Here is a 16,482-nt window from a genome sequence, read left to right as displayed (position 1 = left end):
GTTACCCCGCCACCGGTGGAATGCCGCCAGCGGCCGCGCCGGCGCCGCCGGCACCTCCTGCTGCTCCCCCGCCGCCGGCGGCCGGGGTCTTGGGAGCTGCGTCAGCTCCCCTGCCGCCCTGGCCACCTGAACCGCCGCCGGGTCCGCCGCCAGTGGGCAGCGTCGGCGGGGTGGGCGGCGCAGGAGGCGTGGGCGGGGTCGGCATCGACGAATCCCCGTCGCTCTGGTCGCCGTTCTGCGACCCGGGGTGGGTCCCGCCCTGGCCGCCGGACTGGCCACCGGACTGCCGTCCACTCAGGCCGCTGAAGTCGGGGCCGTAGGTGCTCTGGCCGACACCGGCCTGGTTGGTTTCGTCCGACATCAGCGAGGTCGCCTTCGCGCCGGCGGAGTTGATCCAGCCCATGCCGGTCGACAGGGCCTGGCCCACCGGGCCGAAGCTGCCCAGGGCGCCCTGGGTCGATTTGCTGAACCGGTCGCCGGTCGAGGCCTCGGCACTCTGCTCGCCCGAGGAGCGGCCGTTGGCGTCGGTGGTCGACGCAGCCGACGAGCCTCCGCCCGCGCCGCCGCCGCTGAGCAGGCCCTGGAGGCCGCCCTGGATGGCCATGCCCTGGCGAAAGGACGCGCCGCTGGGGGTGCCGGGGTCGACGAAGGCAAGGAGCTTGAACAGGGACAGCGGGGCGACGACGCTGATCAGGATCGTCATCACGGCCGGCAGCGCGGTGCCGAACGCCTTGGCGGTGTCCTCGGCTAGGTGGGCGGCGACTCCGTTGGCGAACTGCACGCCGATGCCCAGCACCATCACCATCAGCACCGGGGTGAACGCCGCGGCGTGGAACCAGCGCAGCGACTTCCAGAACCAGGAGCGGGTGAACTCCGAGACCAGGCCGGCGGCCGCGAGCGGCCCCGTGGCGGTGAGCACCAGCAGGGACGCCGCGCGGGCCAGGTAGACCAGGACGTGCCCGATGGCGGCCAGCCACAGGAAGATCCCGAGGAATGCCAGCGCGGTGGCCACGCCGGCGTCGGTGATGTCGTCGATGCCGAGTCCGCCGAGCGGGTCCCAGTCGGGCCAGGTCTGCACCTTGAGCAGCGACTTCATCAGCGCCTTGGTCAGCGCCCCGCAGGCCGCGATGATCATGACGCAGTACCCGAACCAGCTGGCGCACACCAAGACGAACTGGCCGGACCCGATGAAGGCCCGGGCGAGGCTCTTGCCCTCGCGCTTGAAGGCGGCGGCGCCGAGCTGGATCATCGCCAAGATGACCACCAGGGCCAGCGCCAGCCACAGGGTGAAGGCGTAGACGTCCTTGCCCGGGCCGTCGGCGCTCAGGTCCGGAGTCAAGAACAGCTCACTGAACGTGAGCACGATGCGCAGCACGAACAGGCCGGAGTTCCAGATCGCGAGCATGGCCGCGGTCCAGGCGTCGGCCGCGGCCTTGGCGATGACGTCGCCGATGGCCTCGAACGGGTTGGGGATGTCGCCCAGCCCGGGGATGCCGCCGCCGAAGAGGTCACCGACGTTCGGCAGACCGGGGATCCCGGGCAGCCCAGGGACGCCCGAAAGCCCGGGCAGTCCGCCGATGTTGCCGCAGATCGCGTCGAGGATCCCGCAGCCGTCGGGGAGCAGATCTCCTGCGCCGTCGAGCAGGTCGCCGGCACCGTCCTTCACATCGCCGGCGGCGTCCTTGCCGCAATCGATCGGGTCCTTGGCGCAGTCGACGGCGTCGCTGCCGAGGTCGCATAGGGCGTCGGGCCCCGGGCAGCCCATCTTGAGGTTGCGGGTCGGCTGAGTGCCGCTGGTCGCCGCCGGGGCGACTGGAGCGAGGTGCGCCGTGCTGGCGGCCGGCTCGCTGGCCGCTGCGGCGGGAGGCTGGAGGGTCGAGGCAGCTCCGAGGAGCGTGGTGAGCACCAGGAGCGCCAGGGCCGCGATGCCGAGTCGGCTCGCCCGGCGCACGGCGGTGATGACGGTGCTCACTGGGGAGCTCCGTTGATCCGGATCCAGCCGGCCTTCGCGAACTCGGGGGTGCCGGGCGCCACCGCCTGCGGCTGGCCCTCCGAGACCAGGTGCTCGATGTCCGCTTCGCTGCCCTGGACCAGTCGCCAGTCACCGTCGAGCCACCGCATCAGCTGGGTGCCGGCGTAGAGGCTGTCCTTGACCTGGCCGTCGGCGGTGGTGAGGGTGACGTAGCTGAGCAGGTTCACCGCGTAGTAGCCGGTGTCGAGCTGCTCGAGGGTGTAGGCGACCGGGGTGACGGCGTACGACGCGGGGGCGGGCACGTCGCCCTCCTTCGCGACGCCGGCCTGCTGGCGGCGCAGCGCGACCGCGGCACGGGAGCGCTCCTCGAAGACGGCCTTGTCCTCGGGGTTGGCGTAGAGGCGGGCGACGGTGACGGCCTGGTCGTAGTCGAACCCGAGCTGTGCCTTGGCCAGCTCGACCTGCAGCGCCACGGCGCCGAGGTCGGTGGCCGGGAATCCGGTCGGGTAGCCGTCGACCTGGTCGTCGCCGGTCGGGATCACGACGCCGTCGGCCGGTGCGGTGTCCGGTGCGACCTGCTCGACCGATGCGTTCTCGACCGTCTGGCTCGAGTTGTCCCCGCCGGTGGTGTCGGGGCCGCCGGAGTCGTCGTCGGCCCGGGTGCGAGCACCGAGCCAGACGACGGTGGCCACCATGCAGGCGACCGCCACCAGGATGCCGATGTGCACCAGGGTTGCCGGCGAGTCGTCGTTGCCGGTCGTCAGGTTCTTCATCAGTGGTCCCCTTCGATGTGGTCAGGGTCAGTGGTGTCGTCGGTCGACCAGGTGCGCCAGCCGGCCTCGTGGGCGAGCTGCGTGCCAGGCCAGGTCGCGGGGGCGGGTGCGGGCGGGGCGCCGGGGGCGACCATCCAGCGGCCGCCGACCCACTGCATGCGCTCGCAGTGGGCGAAGGCGATCTGGCCTTCCTGCTTGTAGGAGGCGGTGACCTTCATCAGCACGCAGACGGTGGTCCAGTCGGGCCCATCGGTGCCCTTCACGAGCGCGGCGGCCGGCTCGAGGGAGACCGAGGAGCTGGGGTCCTTGACCTCGCCCATTCCGGTGCTGGTCAAGAAGGCCTGGACGCTGGCGGTGATCCACCACTCCTCGGCGCGGACCCCGCCGGGCAGGGCCCAGGCGTTGTAGACCTCCGCGGCCGTGGTCAGGCTCATCGACTGCAGTACCGCGAGGTCGATCTGCGCGAGCTGCCCGATCGCGCCCTCGGGGGTGTGCGGGAACCCGGTCATCACGAACGCCGGTCCGTTCACACCGGTGCCAGCCGGGATCTTGATGACGGGCGCCTTGGCGCTGGTGGTCTCGGCCGGGAAGGCGGCGCTCTCGGGAACGGCCAGCATCGGCTCGGCCGCTACCTCGTCGCGGTGCACGGCACCTTGGGCCACCGTCGAGCGGTCGGTCTCGCCGGTGGCGACGTCGGTGTTGGCGCTGGCTTCCTCGCCGATCCCGGCGACGGCCAGATAGACCGCGTAGGCAAGGCCACCGAGCAGGAGCGCAGCCACGACGGCGGCGGCGACCAGGATTCCGAGCAGGCGACGCCGGCCCCACTCCGTGGCACCTTCGGCCTTCTTCGTGCCTGCGCGCCGCATCAGATGCAGCCCTTGCCGAGGATCCCGTTGAGCATGCCGGGCAGGACCAGATAGGCGATCGCGCAGGCGAACACGACCACCACCGAGATCACCCCGACCTTGGAGGCATGCGGCAGGGAGAACACGCGGCCGGCGATGATCGCGCCGATGGCGATCACGATGCCTAGGCCGAACAGGACGATGACGCCCCACAGCACGTAGCTGGTGATCTCGTTGGTGGGTCCGACAGCACCCGGCGGCGCCTTCGGGCAGACCTGGGCGGCCATCGGGAGGAGAGCGGTCATGACGTCCATGGGTGGACTTCCTTTCTGGGGTTGCTGACCCGGTGCGGGTCAGGCGCTTTCGCTGGTGTCGGCGGGCAGGTGGGCGGGCGCGAGCAGCTGACGGGCTGCCGAGATGAGGGGGGCCGGGACGGGCCGGGAGTCCAGGCCGTTGACCGCGAGGTCGCGGTCCTCGGGGATCTCCACGCACCGGTCCGCGACCAGGGCGCGGCGTACGGCGGGGCCGCCGGCGTGCTCGAGGCCCCGGGGCCACTTCTTGCGGCGCGGACCGCGCACGGCGAGGGTGATCTGCTCGGGCTGCCAGTGGTTGGCCAGCAGCTCGAGGGCGACCGAGACGCGGCGCATCCCCGGGACGGTGGCTGTGGTGACCAGGACGACCTGGTCGGCGGTGCGGACGGCCTCGGCGAGCCAGCAGTCGGTGGCCAGCAGCTGGCCGGCCTCCCAGCCGACGTCGAGGATGGTCAGCTGGGTCTCGTTCTCGGCGTCAATCGGCAGCGGGATCTCGTCGACGCCGGCGAGGACCTCGCTGGCCCGCTCGAGCAGGACGTGGTCGCGCTTGCCCTGACGCCAGTCGGTCGGGTGCAGGCCGAGCTCGGCGGTGCTCGCCGCGGCGAGACCAGAAGCGGTGACCGAGCAGCACTCGATCACCCGGACCGGGCCGGCGGCAGCCAGGCCGACAGCCAGGGCGATGGTGCTGGCTCCCACCGACCCGGCGCATCCGATCACAGCGATGGTGTGCTCCCCCGCGGCTGGCGACCAGTCGTCCGCGGCGGCGATGCTGCGGCCGCGGGGTCCCTTGCCGGCGCCGACGCCGGTGCGGAACTCGCCGGCGTTCACGGCGTCCCAGGCCCGCTTGAGCTCGTCGACCCCGACCGGGCGGCTTGAGGTCTGGGTGCTCACTGAGCCTCCCCGATGCCGCCGCGGCGGAACTCAAGCGCGGCGCGGACCTCAGCCGGGGTCAGGCTTGCCAGCTGTGCCTTGGCGGCCTGGACCTCGTGCAGATGGGCGACGCAACCAGTGAGCTGCTCGATCGCCTCGGTCTCGCGGCCGGCGATCGCGAACAGCTCGGCGATCTGCTCCGGCGTACGGCTCTCGCCGTCGTCTTGGGTGTTTGTCATGGGCTTCACCACCTCCAGTCGCCTATGTGTCGTGGGGCGGTACGAGCGATCACGGTTGCGCTCATTCGTCATGGCCGAACTTCCCCGGCGCGGCCGCGGCGAGGGCGCGCATGCTGCGGGAGCCGTGGCGACGGACGGTTGCCTCGGACACCCCGACCCGCGGCGCGACCCGGCTGGACACCTCGTTGCTCAGCAGACCGCCGTAGCCGCGAGCGAGGTTGCGGGTCTCGACCCGGTCGGCCTCGTCGACCAGGCAAAGCAGCAGGTGGCGGTCGGCCGGGCTGATCACGTGGTTCTCGCAGGCCCACGCCAGCAGCTCCAGCAGCTCCTCGGTGGCCGACGGCTCCTCCTGCTCCGGACCGGCGTCGGCGAGGATCTCGGGACGGCGGAACAAGGCGCCGGCAACCCGTTCGGTCGGGATCGCGGCGGCGCTCCACGCTCCTGCGTCGAGGTCGGCCAAATCTCCGGACGAGAAGGACTCCACGAGGGTGGTGTTCGCCCATGTGCGGTCGGCCCGGGTGACGTAGAAGAAATCCCCGACCTCGCGGAGGACGCCGACGCGGGTGTTGATCAGGATGTTCGCGGCGACCTTGCGCAGCCGGCGCCACTTGAAGGTCCGAACCTCGATCCACAGCTGGGAGGCCACCAGCTCGTCGATCCGCTCGACGGCCGACCAGGAGCCGGCCGCGACGGGTTGGCTGTCGCGGAAGACCTCGCGGGGAGGGAGAGTGCTCAGCCAGCCGGCGAGCCGGCACGCGCCGGGCAGCAGGCACTTGGCGAGCGCGGCCGCAGCGGCGATGTCGTCGCCGCCATCGGGGGCCGCCAGCATGGCCAGCGCCAGGAGGACCTCGTCAGAGGCTGCGCTGTCCACCGAGGGCAGCCAGGCCCGGAGGTCGTCGAACTCCTCGACGACTCCAAGCCGTGGATCCACGGCCACCCAAGCCAGCCACTTCTGGCGGGCCTGGTCGAGCAGTTCGCTGTTGTCGTCGAGGCCGAGCTGGTCACCCACACTCATCGCACTCGCTCCCCTTTCGTCCGTGGCTGTGCACGGCAGAAAGGTCGCGAGCGGGCGTCCCCGCATCCGTCCCCCCAAACCCCCGAATTGGAGGGGGGACGCAGAGGGGGGACGCGCGTTTCCGCAGGTCAGCAACGCGGCGCCTTCGTTCCTTGGCGCACCGTGGTGCGCGAAGATTCGGCACGGCTTGCGCGTTGCAGTCCGCGGGCGAAGGGGCGGATGCTGAGGGGTTCGTCGTGGTCGACCCCGGATACTCTGTGGTGCTTGCGAGCCTGTAGGTCAGCATGGTGGTGGAGGGCTTCCACGGGAACCGTGGATTGGTGCCAGCGAGCCCGAGCGTCAGACTTTCGAATCTCCCTGCCCTCCTCACGACGGACGCCTGGATCCGATCGCGAGGAGGAGATGGCCATGGAAGTGATCCACGTCCGGTGTGCGGGCATGGACGTGTCGAAGAAGGACGCCAAGGTCTGCGTCCGACATGCGGGAGCAGGTCGGCGCAAGACCGTGGAAACGGTCACGACCTGGACCTCAATGACCGGCCAGATCCTGGCGCTGCGCGAGCATCTGATCGCCGAGCAGGTCACGTGTGTGGTGATGGAGGCAACCGGTGACTACTGGAAGCCGTTCTACTACCTGCTCGAAGACCTGCCCGGTGTCGAGGTGATGCTGGTCAACGCCCGCCATGTCAAGACCCTGCCGGGACGCAAGAGCGACGTCGCCGACGCGACCTGGCTGGCCCAGCTCGGTGCGCACGGCCTGGTCCGGGCCTCGTTCGTGCCACCCGAACCGATCCGGCAACTGCGGGACCTGACCCGGGCACGGACCGCGATCACCCGCGAACGTGGCCGGGAGGTCCAACGGCTGGAGAAGCTGCTGGAGGACGCCGGGATCAAGCTGTCCGCGGTCGCCTCCGACATCATGGGCGTCTCAGGACGGGCCATGCTCGAAGCGCTGATCGCCGGCGACCGCGATCCCGCCGGGCTTGCCGACCTGGCCAGGCGTCGACTGCGGTCCAAGATCCCTGAACTGACCGAAGCGCTCGCTGGCCGGTTCACCGAACACCACGCGTTCCTCGCCCGGGTCCACCTGGATCTCATCGACCGACACACCGCCGCCGTCGAGCAGTTGACTGAGCGGATCGAGGTGGTGATCGAGCCGTTTCAGGGCTTCCACGACCTGATCTGCACGATCCCGGGAATCTCCACGATCACCGCCGACATCATCACCGCCGAGACCGGCGCGGACATGACCCGGTTCCCCACTGCCAAGCACCTCGCCTCTTGGGCCGGGACCACACCCGGCAGCAACGAGTCCGCCGGGAAGGTGAAGTCCTCACGGACCAGGCCCGGGAACCCCTACCTGCAGGGCGCACTCGGGGCGGCCGCGATGGCGTGCTCACAGAACCGGACCACCTACCTCGGCGCGCGCTACCGGCGGATCGCCAGCCGGCGCGGCCCGCTGAAGGCCAACGTCGCGATCCAGCACTCCATGCTCATCGCGATCTGGCACATGGGCACCACCGGCACCCTCTACGACGACCCTGGAGGCGAGTTCTTCAACCGCCTCCACCCCGACCGCACCAAGATGCGAGCCATCAGCCAGCTCGAAGCCATGGGCTACCGCGTCACCCTCGACCACGCGAGCTGAAGACCTCTGACGCGAAGGCCCACCCGCTGGGGTGAATCTTCGCGTCAGAGGACGTCCCCCCGAAAGGTGCAGAAACTTCTTGACCAGGGTGGTGCGGGGCCTAGTTGTCGAGATGCAGCGGACTCTTCCAACCGGCGAATGCCGACTTTCCACACCGGACTGGTAGACATTCATGACCAGCGGCCGGATGGGCAGCTCAAGGCCCTGTCAGACTGGCGGGGTGGTTGCCGATGACCGGGGAGGACAACGGTGAAGGCGTCCGACCTCGAGCGAGAACAGGTCCTCGACTACTTCGCGGCCCAGATGGCCGACGACCCCGTGGTGCATTTGGAGAAGGTCGCGGTCGAGCGGGTCGGCTCGGTGCTGCACGACATCTGGGACGTGCACTGCAGCGACAGTCGTTGGTGGGCGATCAGCAACTCGCTCAACTACTACTCGCAGGACGACTTCACCAGCCGCGACGTCGCGCTCACGTTTCACGTCGGGCTCATGGTTCGCATCGCCAGCCGGGAGGAGCGCCCGATCACCGATGAGGCTGCGGGACTGCTTCCTCGAGCGTGGCGCCTGTGGGAGCAGGCGGTCGAGTCCCTCGACGGCGCACGCGAGGCCGAGGACTTCCAGGCGGTCGGGGTGCGACTGCGCGAGGCGATGGTCACCTGCGCCGGCGAAGTTGCCGACGACTCGCTCATACCCGAAGGTGGCGACGCCCCCAAGGCGGCTGACGTCGTGGGCTGGACCAACCTGCTGATCGCTGATCAAGCCGAGGGTCCTTCCAGCAAGCAGCTGCGCTCGTACAGCACCAAGCTCACACGTGAGACGTGGGACTACGTCAACTGGCTGCCCACGCCAAGAACGCGATCGCCAACGACGCGCACATCGGAGTCTCGGGGGTGAGCCACTTCCTATCGGTGATCACCGCCATGTGCCTGAGGGCGGCAACGGGCGCGAGGAGCCGGTGCGCGAGCTGTGGCTCTTACCGAATGGTCGCCGGTGCCTGCATCCGCTGCGGCTGGGACGACCCGGACTACGTGACGCCGGCCTCTCGGGAGCTGACCGAGGAGGAGCTTGCCGCCCGACTGGCGGAACCGTGCGTGCCCAGCTCCGACATCTCCACGTTCATGTCACCGGACGACTACCGCTAGACAGCCGGTTCCTGTCGACCGCCCAGGCGCTTGCCGGTGAACGGACACGGGATGAGCTCTCCCCTGAGAGCCTCGCTCACAGTTTGACGAGCGCCGCCGATCGAGGGCCTGAGGGTGCGCGTTACGTCAGCGCCCCGCCTCCCCTTCCGTGCCTGCCTCAACAGCCGCAGGCGTCCGACTAATTGGGCGGCGCAAGTCGGACGGTTTTTCCGTACGGTTCGCGGCCCTGCTGGCCTACCGTCGAGACCATGACCGAGAACGCCACCGATCACTTGCCCGACGACCACCTCGAGGTCCGCGACCTGTCGTACGACTTCACGCGGACGCGCCAGATGTACGACCTGTTCAAGCAGTCTCTTTTCGATCCCGGCTTTGACTCTCCCGGCGACGCGCCGCCGCCGGATCGCCTCGAGCTCTACATGAAGAGCCGCGCGCGCGGCGCCGGCTACGTGGCGGACTTCGTCTACACGTCGCGAGACCTCCCGGTCCGGGTCTACGGGATCCTGGTCAACCGCGGCCGCGGCCTGGAGGTTGCGGAACTCGAGCTCTTCAAGCTGACCTGGCGATACGAGGACGGCAGCGACGAGGACCGCGCTGCAACCGACCACGATCGCGGCGCTGAACCGGGCCAGCTCATCACGAGCGATCTCCTTCGCCGCATCCCTCTTGGCAAGATCGTCGCTCGCGCTCAGGCGACTCTCGCCCAAGACGACTGGCGTAGCGAGGGCGTCATCCAGCTCGGCCTCGATGGCCGGCGAGACATCGCGGTAGAGGACCTCCTGCCCGAGGAACTCAGCGCATTGGAGACTGCGACGAGCTCCGCGGCAGGCAAGCGCCGCGGCCGACCAGGCCTACCGGACACGCTGCTCGAGGACGTAGCGCGCGCGTACCTCCAGGAAGCCGCCAACGGGCCGGGGCTAACGGGTCGGCTCGCCACGAAGTTCGGGCGCCCCGAGCCGACCGTGCGGGACTGGATCGGCACCGCACGACGGCGCGGCTTCCTCTCGCCGGGGCAGCCAGGTCGGCGCGGCGCTGGCCCGGGTCCCCGCCTCGTCGACCGCCAGGAGGGCGGCACCCAGGTCACGTGACGGGCCAGCTGGCGCCCCGATGGTGAACGCCTAGGGCCGCGATTTCCTATTCATCTGCGCAGGCGAGCCACCCCATGCTCTACTTCTCGCGAGCCCCAGGTGACCCGAGACGCCTGGGGCTCTTTCATGTCCAGCAGCGGCAGCACGAGCAGCTCCGCTCGGCGGGCCGGGTGCCTCCGGGCGCGCTCGGGCAGCGAACGACACAGGTCCCCTTCCTGCTGTGAGGACGGGGACCTGTGTCGGTGGTCGGTCTGCTAGTACAGGGTCACTGGGTCAGCACCTGGGCCTCCCCGATGCGGATCGGGAGGGGCTCGGTGGCCAGGTCGAACTCGATGGTTCCGGACTGGCCGCCACCGGTCCACTCGACCACCCAGTGGCTCGTCGCGGTGACCTGGTACGCACCCTCGGGCTGGTCGGTCGACATCTTCGCGTAGCGGTGCCCGCAGGTCGGGGAGTCCTGCTTCCCGTAGTGATCGGCGTACGGCGTCCCCTTCCCGGCGCAGGTCACCTTGTTGCCGTCACCCATATTCCACACGATGCTGGAGACGCTGGCGGTCGCGCTGACCGAGACCGTGCCCTCGCTGGCTGAGGCGGTGATCGGGCCGAACGTGTCGCCAGTCGGGCTGTCCACCCACATCCACACCGGCAGACCGACGAGACCGACCCGGTTGGGGCCCGACTCGGGGACGATCCCGATCGTGATCGGGTCCAGGTCCATCGAGGCGATCGCTCGGTTCGCAAGGACCACCGGGTCGATCGTCACCGTGCCGTTCTCGATCCACATCAGCTCCCACGAGGACCCCGGCGGCGGGAAGTAGCAGACGTGCCAGGCGCCGTCCTCCTCGGTCTGACCAGGCGGTGGCTCGGTCTCATCCGCCGGGTAGGCCTCCCCCACGTAGCACCCATGAGCACTACTCCACACCGACCCGTCCGGTCCGGTGCATGGGATCTCGTTGCCCGCGTACGAGCAGGTTGACGAACCTCCACCGCCGTTGTCGCCGCTCCCTCCGGGATCGCCGCCGCCGTCCGAACAGTCAAGCTCAAACTGGCCTGTCTCCGGGTTGTAGACCTCGACGCACTCCGCACTTGCGCTCGACGCGGTGAACAACACGACAACCAGCGACGCCGCGACCGTCAGCGCGAGAGCGAGGAGCCGCCTCAGCATGACTGATCCCATTTGATGTCGGACTTGGAAACCTTCCACGCTCCCTTGTCCTTGACCAGGGTGTACTCGACAGGAAGGGGGTTGCCCAGCGGATCCCCGTTAGGGTCCGTGTGCTTGATGCTCTTGCCGTCCTTGTTGCGCTCGACTACGTCGGTTCGGTCCTCGCAGTCGGTGATGATGATCATCGAGTCGGTGCGGCGCCGCGGTTCGTCGAGGGTGTGGCCGTACTGGCCCGTGACCTTGATCGCGTACCGCTCCAGATCCGCGACGGCGGCCTGAATCTGGAGGAACTCGTCGCCCGTTGCGACCTTGTTCAGACGCTTGAAGTCGATCGTGGCGGCTCGGTAGAAGTCGTCGCGCACCTTCAGGTACCCGGTCAGCTGAGCTGCCGCCTTCTCCTCGGGAGTCTGCGGCGTCGGCGCAGTGCTCGTCGGGGTCGAGCTGGGCGTGGCGGTCGGGGTGTCCTCGGCCTCGGGGTCGGTGCCGTCGTCCGAGCAGCCCGTGAGGGTGAGGGCGAGGGCGAGGGCCACTCCCCCAAGTGCGGAGTGGTGCTTCCTCATGCGGGGTCTCCTCCTGTGTTGGGCGGCGCCATGACTGATCGCTGGCTGACGTCGGTGGCGATGTGCTCGAGGTGTTCTTCGGCGGCGTCGACGAGCTCGGCCAGCGAGCCGCTGTCGGCGGGGTCGATGCCGAATCGCTTGTCGGCGTCGTAGAGGGTGCGGATGGTGTCGCGGACGAAGACGGCTCTGGCGACGCGTCGGGCGTCGAGGTCGGGGCGGTCGCCGCCGGCCGCGACGTAGCGGCCGGTGAGCTCCTGGTTGAAGGTGGTCATGTGCTGGTGCTCCCTTCCCGAGTCAGCTCGCGAGCCAGCCGTGGGTACTGATGATGGTCTTAGTGCGCTCCGACAGTTCCATGGGGGCGTCGCCGTCATCGGACCGGTTGCAGATCTCCTCGCGGAGGATCCGGTCGGCCTCGAGCTGGTCGCCCTCGGCCTTCATGACGTGGGCCAGGCACAGGCGGGTGCTCTCGCCGTCAGGGTCGGCCCGGTTGGCGACGTAGGCGACGGAGCGGGCCTTGACCAGGTCGCCTGCGGCGAGAGCCTCGGTGACGACGATGAGGGCGACGTCGGCGATCCAGCCAGAAGCCATGAGGTCGACGCGGTCGGGCTCGTTGACGAGCCAAGACCATCCCTCTTCACGCAGCTGGCTGAACGGCTTCGCCTCGCCCACGAGCTCGAGCGCGGTGCAGAGGTCGGCGACGCCTTCCGCGCCGCCCCGGGCCTGCCCGCGCTTGCGCAGTCGGAGGAAGAGGTGCAGGTCGACCAGGAGGCCGTCGTCGACCTGGTAGACGTTGACGCCGCGGAGCTTGGTGGCAGGGGCCTTGTCGGCGTGGGGCAGGTGGGGCTCTCCAGTTGTGGGGTTGGTGCCCAGCCATTCGCGGACGGTGTTGGTGTAGTCGCGCACCTTGCCGGGGGTGATCCCGAATGCCTCGCCGATCTCCTCGCGGGTGGCTCCGTGCTTGCGGTGCAGGGCCAAGTACGCGAGGAGCTCGGTGAAGTAGGGCTTGCGCTTGGCCAGGGCCTTGCCGTGGGTGCGCGCGGTGACCGGACCGAGCAGGCTGAGCCGTGGACGGTCGCTGTTGGTCGAGAACCAGTCGGCGATGTCCTGGTCGAGAGTGGGGTCGCTCTGCTCGACCTCGGCTCGGACGTGCTCGGGCACCTTCGGCGCCAGCGTCTCGAGGTCCTCCTGCACGATCGCGCTCTGACGGATGTAGTCCTCGTCGTCGCCCTCCAGGAGGGAGGACAGCGGCTCGTCGACGGTGTCCGCGGGGGTGTTGCGCGGCAGGGTGTACTCGCGGCGCAGTGCCCCGGACTGGTCGGTGTAGGCCTCCCAGCCGTCGGTGACGGTCTCGTCGACCGGCACGGGGACGTCCTCGGCGACCTCGCTCTGTGCGTAGACCAGGGCGCAGCCGCGGGCTTCGTCGCTGGTGAGGCCGACGGCGATGAGGTTGAGGCCGGCGTGCTCGAGGACGACGCGGCCGGTGTTCGTCATGTGCAGGACGGCGCCCGGTGTGTTGGGACGCTCGCCGGCGACGACGATGGAGGTGGCGGACTGCCCGACGTGGTTGGTGACCAGCTGCAGCAGTTGCTCAAGGTCCTCGGGGTCTCCGGCCGCCGCGTCGAGCAACAGCATCCGGGCGGGCCAGGTGTCGTCGTCGACGCTGCCGGTGCGCGCCGTGGACGCGTCGGTGTCATGTCGCTTCGCCCGGTCGACAGTGGTGACGGCGGCCGCGAGGGCCTCCGCGGTCGCGGGTGACCCGGCTGATCCGGTCGGGTAGTAGCTGATCCGCTCGTCCATGGCGACGGCTTCCTCAGCCACGCCGATGCAGTCGACCTGGACGCGGCGCGACCACGGGTTGACGGCGAGCTGCGCGGCGAGGTGGCGGGCGAAGTCCCGGCCGTAGGTCGGGTCGCCGCTAATGGTGAGTGTGGACAGCTCCTCGCAATTGAGCAGCCACGTCTCCCCTGTGTCGCTCATGCCGATTGTGGCCAGTAGCGGGTAGGGCGGCTCGACGTTGCCGGTGTCGGGGCCGAGCTCGTCGACGGCGGTGTCCGTGCTGACCTGCCAGTGGGTCTGGTCCGTGCTGCCTACCCAGGGCGCCGGGACTGCGGCCGGCGCGCTCAGGTGCAGGGTCAACTTGCCGTGCCCGAGCTCCACGGCAGCGAGCGGCGGCATCGTGGTGCCCTGCGCGCCGACGGCGGCCGCGAGGCGGCGCAGCGCCTCGTCCGCGAACTCCACGGTCGCCGCGGCCGCGGCACCGGTGGCGTTCAGGGTCATCTCGACCGGCGCGAGCTCCGAAGGCGGCGCGGCGATCGCGCGGCCGGGCGTCCGGTTCCGGTAGCCGGCGCGGCGGCGGGACCGCAGGGCCATGAGCAGCGCCCCGGACAGCAGGACGCCCCCGCCGGTCAGACCGGCGAGGACCCACGGCGCGTCGAGGATCGAGTCGTCAGCGTCGTCGACCTGGTCGACGTCGGCGGCCGGCGACGCCGGCGCCTCGGCTTGGGGCGGCGCGTCGGGCACGGCCGTCTCGGGTACCTCGGGCACCTCAGGCTCGTGGGCGACCGGCGGCTCCTCCTCGGCCGGCGGGTCGACGGGCCGCTGGTCCTCGGGGCTGGCGGGCGTCTCGGGCTCGACGTCGCGCGGCTGCTGGTGCCGGGTGTCGTCGTGACTGCCTCCCTGCTCGGCGCCGGGGATGTTGAGCTTCCAGCCGACCTCGATGACGTCGGGGTCGGTCAGCCGGGCCCCGCCGGGCTGGGTGATGCCGCTGGAGGCCCGGTAGATCTCGGGCCAGCGGTCGGCGTCGCCGAGCTGCTCTTGGGCGATCTCGCTGAGGGTGTCGGTGGGCTGCACCGTGTAGTCGTGCGCCGGTGCCCCGCCGTTGACCGCGGGCAGCTTGAGAACCCAACCGGGCTCGAGGAAGCTCGGCTGCGCGCCGAGGAGGTCGCGGTTGAGTTCGACGAGCTCCTTGTAGCGGGCACCGTCGCCGAAGTGGTTCTCGGCGATCGACCACAGGCTCTCCCCCGGCTTCACAGCGTGGTCGACGGTCTTGCGCTGGCGCTCCTGCTTCGTCTCGACCTTGACGTCCTGCTGGGCGGGTGCCTGGTCGGCGGCACCGGCGTTGACAGGTCCCACCGTCACCGGCGCCGCGGCGGCCGTGGTGATCGTGGCTGCCTGGGCGGCGATGGGCGCGGCGATGAACAGCAGAGCGGCGAGGCCGATGAGGCCGCGTGCTGCGGCCTGCGGCCGGCCCAGGCCCGGCAGCTGGGGCGCCTGGACCTTGCGGAGCCGTGCGATGGCCTCCACGACCAGGCTCAGCGCCATGAAGGCCCACGCGACCCAGCCGATCACCTTGAACAGGCCGAGGACGAGGGTGCCGTCGTCGGGCGCCATGAGCGCGTTCTTGATGCCGTCCAGGGTCGGGACGTGGTCCGGGATTGGGCTGGCACCGATCGCGAGGAATAGTGCGGGCAGCCCGAGGACGATGCCGAGTACGGCGATCGAGGCTGCGAGGCCGGTGAGCCGCTGGCCCAGGGTGGGATGGGTGGGCGTGGTCATCTCTCGATGCCTCCTTCGGCGCGGATGAGCCGCGCGGACGCCTCCCCGGTGACCTGCATTGTGTCCAGGCCGATGATCCCGAGGAACTTGCTGGTGTATGTGTCGGTGGTGGTGACGATCAGGGTGTCGCCGTCGACGACGCGGACGGTTCCCTCCACGCCGGCGGCGCGGAGATAGTCCATGGCGGCCGTCTTGGCGGCGGTGAGGTCGACGCGGAGGTCCTCGCCGCGGACTGCGGTCGAGCCCTGAACCTCCTGGGCGCCGGTGCGGGCGGCCTGGGCGGCAGCGCTGCGGGCTTGCTGCTGGGTGTGGACCTTGCCGCCGAGGTCGACGGCCATCCCGACGAGGATGATCATCGCCAGTGCTGCGGTGGCGAACCAGACGCTGATGGAGCCGCGCTCATCACGCGAGCGCCGCGTCGTGAGACTGCGGATGCGGGCGGTCATCATCGGCGCTCCCGGTAGGCGTCGACGGGGCTGCTGGCGGTGGCGGTGATCGTCCGGGTGCCGGGCAGGCCGGGGATGCTCAGGTCCGCCACGTCGACCTTGCAGGTCACGGTGGCGGTGACCTGGGCGGTGGTTCCCAGCGGGGCGTTGAAGGCCGCAGCGTTGATCGTGATGTTGGTGGTCGTGCACTGCAGGCCCTGGTCGTGCAGGCTGCTGGTGGCCGCGGACTTGCCGGAGGTGATGGCCTCGCTCTGAGTTCGCTCGATGGAGGCCGCTCGTGCCGCCTCGTAGGCGGCTGCGTCCACGGACTGCTTGGCCATCTCCACGCGGCCGCCGAGGATGATCATCGCCACGAACAGGCCGAAGGCCGGGACACCGATCGCGGCCTCGATGGCCACCGACCCGCGCTCGTCCCGGCGCCGGCGGCGTGCGCTGGTCCGCCTCGTCTGCCTGGTCATTCGGTGAGCCTCTCGACCGGGACGCTGGCGCTCTGGGTGACGGTCACGTGCCAGCCGGGGATGACGCTCATGGACTTGCCCGTCACGGTGATCGTGGCCGTGGTCGTGGTCCGTGATCCGGAGACGCTGGTGGAGGTCATCACGTCGGAGCCTCCGGCGTCCTGGAGGAACGTGTTCGCCGTGGCCACACCGGCATCGCGGGTGCCGGTCTCGCTGCCCGCCTCACGGGCGCCCTCCTGCGCGGCCGCGAGCGCTACCTGCTTCGCGTGGTAGTACAGGGCGCCTTGGAGGCCGAGGAACATCAGCAGGAACAGCGCGGGCATCAGGAAGACCATCTGGATGGTCACCGACCCGCGCTCGTCCCGGCTGCGGCGGTAGAGGCTGGCGAACATGGCG

The 16,482-nt window shown here is 70.2% G+C and carries 18 protein-coding genes; 4 read left to right on the top strand and 14 right to left on the bottom strand.

Annotation, left to right across the window (positions count from 1 at the left end; translation table 11 throughout):
* Position 1: 1 nt before the first annotated feature.
* The 7 genes from NOCA_RS12810 to NOCA_RS12780 all read right to left on the bottom strand — a co-directional run bounded on the left by NOCA_RS12810 (position 2) and on the right by NOCA_RS12780 (position 6,025).
* Positions 2-1,972, bottom strand: coding sequence for a type IV secretion system protein (locus NOCA_RS12810; RefSeq protein ID WP_011755690.1), 1,971 nt, complete (start codon positions 1,970-1,972; stop codon positions 2-4).
* Positions 1,969-2,745, bottom strand: coding sequence for a hypothetical protein (locus NOCA_RS12805; protein WP_011755689.1), 777 nt, complete (start codon positions 2,743-2,745; stop codon positions 1,969-1,971). The genes NOCA_RS12810 and NOCA_RS12805 overlap by 4 nt, the downstream gene beginning before the upstream one ends.
* Entirely contained in the window at positions 2,745-3,611 is an 867-nt protein-coding gene (locus NOCA_RS25835; protein ID WP_011755688.1) for a hypothetical protein, read from the bottom strand. The genes NOCA_RS12805 and NOCA_RS25835 overlap by 1 nt, the downstream gene beginning before the upstream one ends.
* Positions 3,611-3,904: a hypothetical protein gene (locus NOCA_RS12795; protein ID WP_011755687.1), complete on the bottom strand. Its 294-nt coding sequence runs from the start codon at positions 3,902-3,904 to the stop codon at positions 3,611-3,613. The genes NOCA_RS25835 and NOCA_RS12795 overlap by 1 nt, the downstream gene beginning before the upstream one ends.
* 39 nt (positions 3,905-3,943) lie before the next feature.
* Positions 3,944-4,792 carry a hypothetical protein gene (locus NOCA_RS25830; protein WP_011755686.1) on the bottom strand — a complete coding sequence of 283 codons (849 nt, stop codon included), beginning with the start codon at positions 4,790-4,792 and terminating at the stop codon, positions 3,944-3,946.
* Complete coding sequence (locus NOCA_RS12785; RefSeq protein WP_140404174.1) at positions 4,789-5,010, bottom strand: hypothetical protein; 222 nt, start codon at positions 5,008-5,010, stop codon at positions 4,789-4,791. Before NOCA_RS12785 ends, NOCA_RS25830 begins: the two co-directional genes overlap by 4 nt.
* Positions 5,011-5,071: 61 nt before the next feature.
* A complete protein-coding gene (locus tag NOCA_RS12780) occupies positions 5,072-6,025 on the bottom strand; it encodes a hypothetical protein (RefSeq protein ID WP_041546517.1) in 954 nt (317 codons plus the stop codon).
* A 408-nt stretch (positions 6,026-6,433) separates the two neighbouring features.
* Between NOCA_RS12780 and NOCA_RS12775 the strand changes: the two genes are divergently transcribed.
* From NOCA_RS12775 to NOCA_RS27990, 4 genes are all read left to right on the top strand, one after another.
* The gene (locus tag NOCA_RS12775) at positions 6,434-7,672 is read left to right on the top strand and encodes an IS110 family transposase (RefSeq protein ID WP_011754492.1); all 1,239 of its coding nucleotides are present in this window, start codon (positions 6,434-6,436) and stop codon (positions 7,670-7,672) included.
* 249 nt (positions 7,673-7,921) lie between these two features.
* The gene (locus tag NOCA_RS12770) at positions 7,922-8,566 is read left to right on the top strand and encodes a hypothetical protein (RefSeq protein ID WP_011755684.1); all 645 of its coding nucleotides are present in this window, start codon (positions 7,922-7,924) and stop codon (positions 8,564-8,566) included.
* An 86-nt stretch (positions 8,567-8,652) separates the two neighbouring features.
* Positions 8,653-8,814: a hypothetical protein gene (locus NOCA_RS27565; RefSeq protein WP_158305670.1), complete on the top strand. Its 162-nt coding sequence runs from the start codon at positions 8,653-8,655 to the stop codon at positions 8,812-8,814.
* Positions 8,815-9,062: 248 nt separating this feature from the next.
* Entirely contained in the window at positions 9,063-9,902 is an 840-nt protein-coding gene (locus NOCA_RS27990) for a hypothetical protein (protein ID WP_011755683.1), read from the top strand.
* A gap of 265 nt (positions 9,903-10,167) precedes the next feature.
* On the opposite strand, the gene NOCA_RS12760 is transcribed toward NOCA_RS27990, so the two are convergent.
* From NOCA_RS12760 to NOCA_RS12730, 7 genes are all read right to left on the bottom strand, one after another.
* Positions 10,168-10,797, bottom strand: a complete 630-nt coding sequence (locus tag NOCA_RS12760; RefSeq protein WP_083768149.1) for a hypothetical protein — start codon at positions 10,795-10,797, stop codon at positions 10,168-10,170.
* A 263-nt stretch (positions 10,798-11,060) separates the two neighbouring features.
* On the bottom strand, positions 11,061-11,627 hold the full coding sequence (locus tag NOCA_RS12755; RefSeq protein ID WP_011755681.1) for a hypothetical protein: 567 nt from the start codon (positions 11,625-11,627) through the stop codon (positions 11,061-11,063).
* Complete coding sequence (locus NOCA_RS12750; RefSeq protein ID WP_011755680.1) at positions 11,624-11,899, bottom strand: hypothetical protein; 276 nt, start codon at positions 11,897-11,899, stop codon at positions 11,624-11,626. The genes NOCA_RS12755 and NOCA_RS12750 overlap by 4 nt, the downstream gene beginning before the upstream one ends.
* A 22-nt stretch (positions 11,900-11,921) precedes the next feature.
* Positions 11,922-15,182, bottom strand: a complete 3,261-nt coding sequence (locus NOCA_RS12745; RefSeq protein ID WP_011755679.1) for a LysM peptidoglycan-binding domain-containing protein — start codon at positions 15,180-15,182, stop codon at positions 11,922-11,924.
* Positions 15,179-15,631 carry a pilus assembly protein TadG-related protein gene (locus tag NOCA_RS12740; RefSeq protein ID WP_011755678.1) on the bottom strand — a complete coding sequence of 151 codons (453 nt, stop codon included), beginning with the start codon at positions 15,629-15,631 and terminating at the stop codon, positions 15,179-15,181. The genes NOCA_RS12745 and NOCA_RS12740 overlap by 4 nt, the downstream gene beginning before the upstream one ends.
* Positions 15,628-16,086: a TadE/TadG family type IV pilus assembly protein gene (locus NOCA_RS12735; protein ID WP_011755677.1), complete on the bottom strand. Its 459-nt coding sequence runs from the start codon at positions 16,084-16,086 to the stop codon at positions 15,628-15,630. Before NOCA_RS12735 ends, NOCA_RS12740 begins: the two co-directional genes overlap by 4 nt.
* Entirely contained in the window at positions 16,083-16,478 is a 396-nt protein-coding gene (locus NOCA_RS12730; protein WP_011755676.1) for a TadE/TadG family type IV pilus assembly protein, read from the bottom strand. Before NOCA_RS12730 ends, NOCA_RS12735 begins: the two co-directional genes overlap by 4 nt.
* Positions 16,479-16,482: the final 4 nt, after the last annotated feature.

The organism is Nocardioides sp. JS614, assembly GCF_000015265.1.
Lineage (GTDB): Bacteria > Actinomycetota > Actinomycetes > Propionibacteriales > Nocardioidaceae > Nocardioides.
Note: the sequence above shows the minus strand (reverse complement) of the source record. Positions and strands in the feature narration are given on the sequence as shown.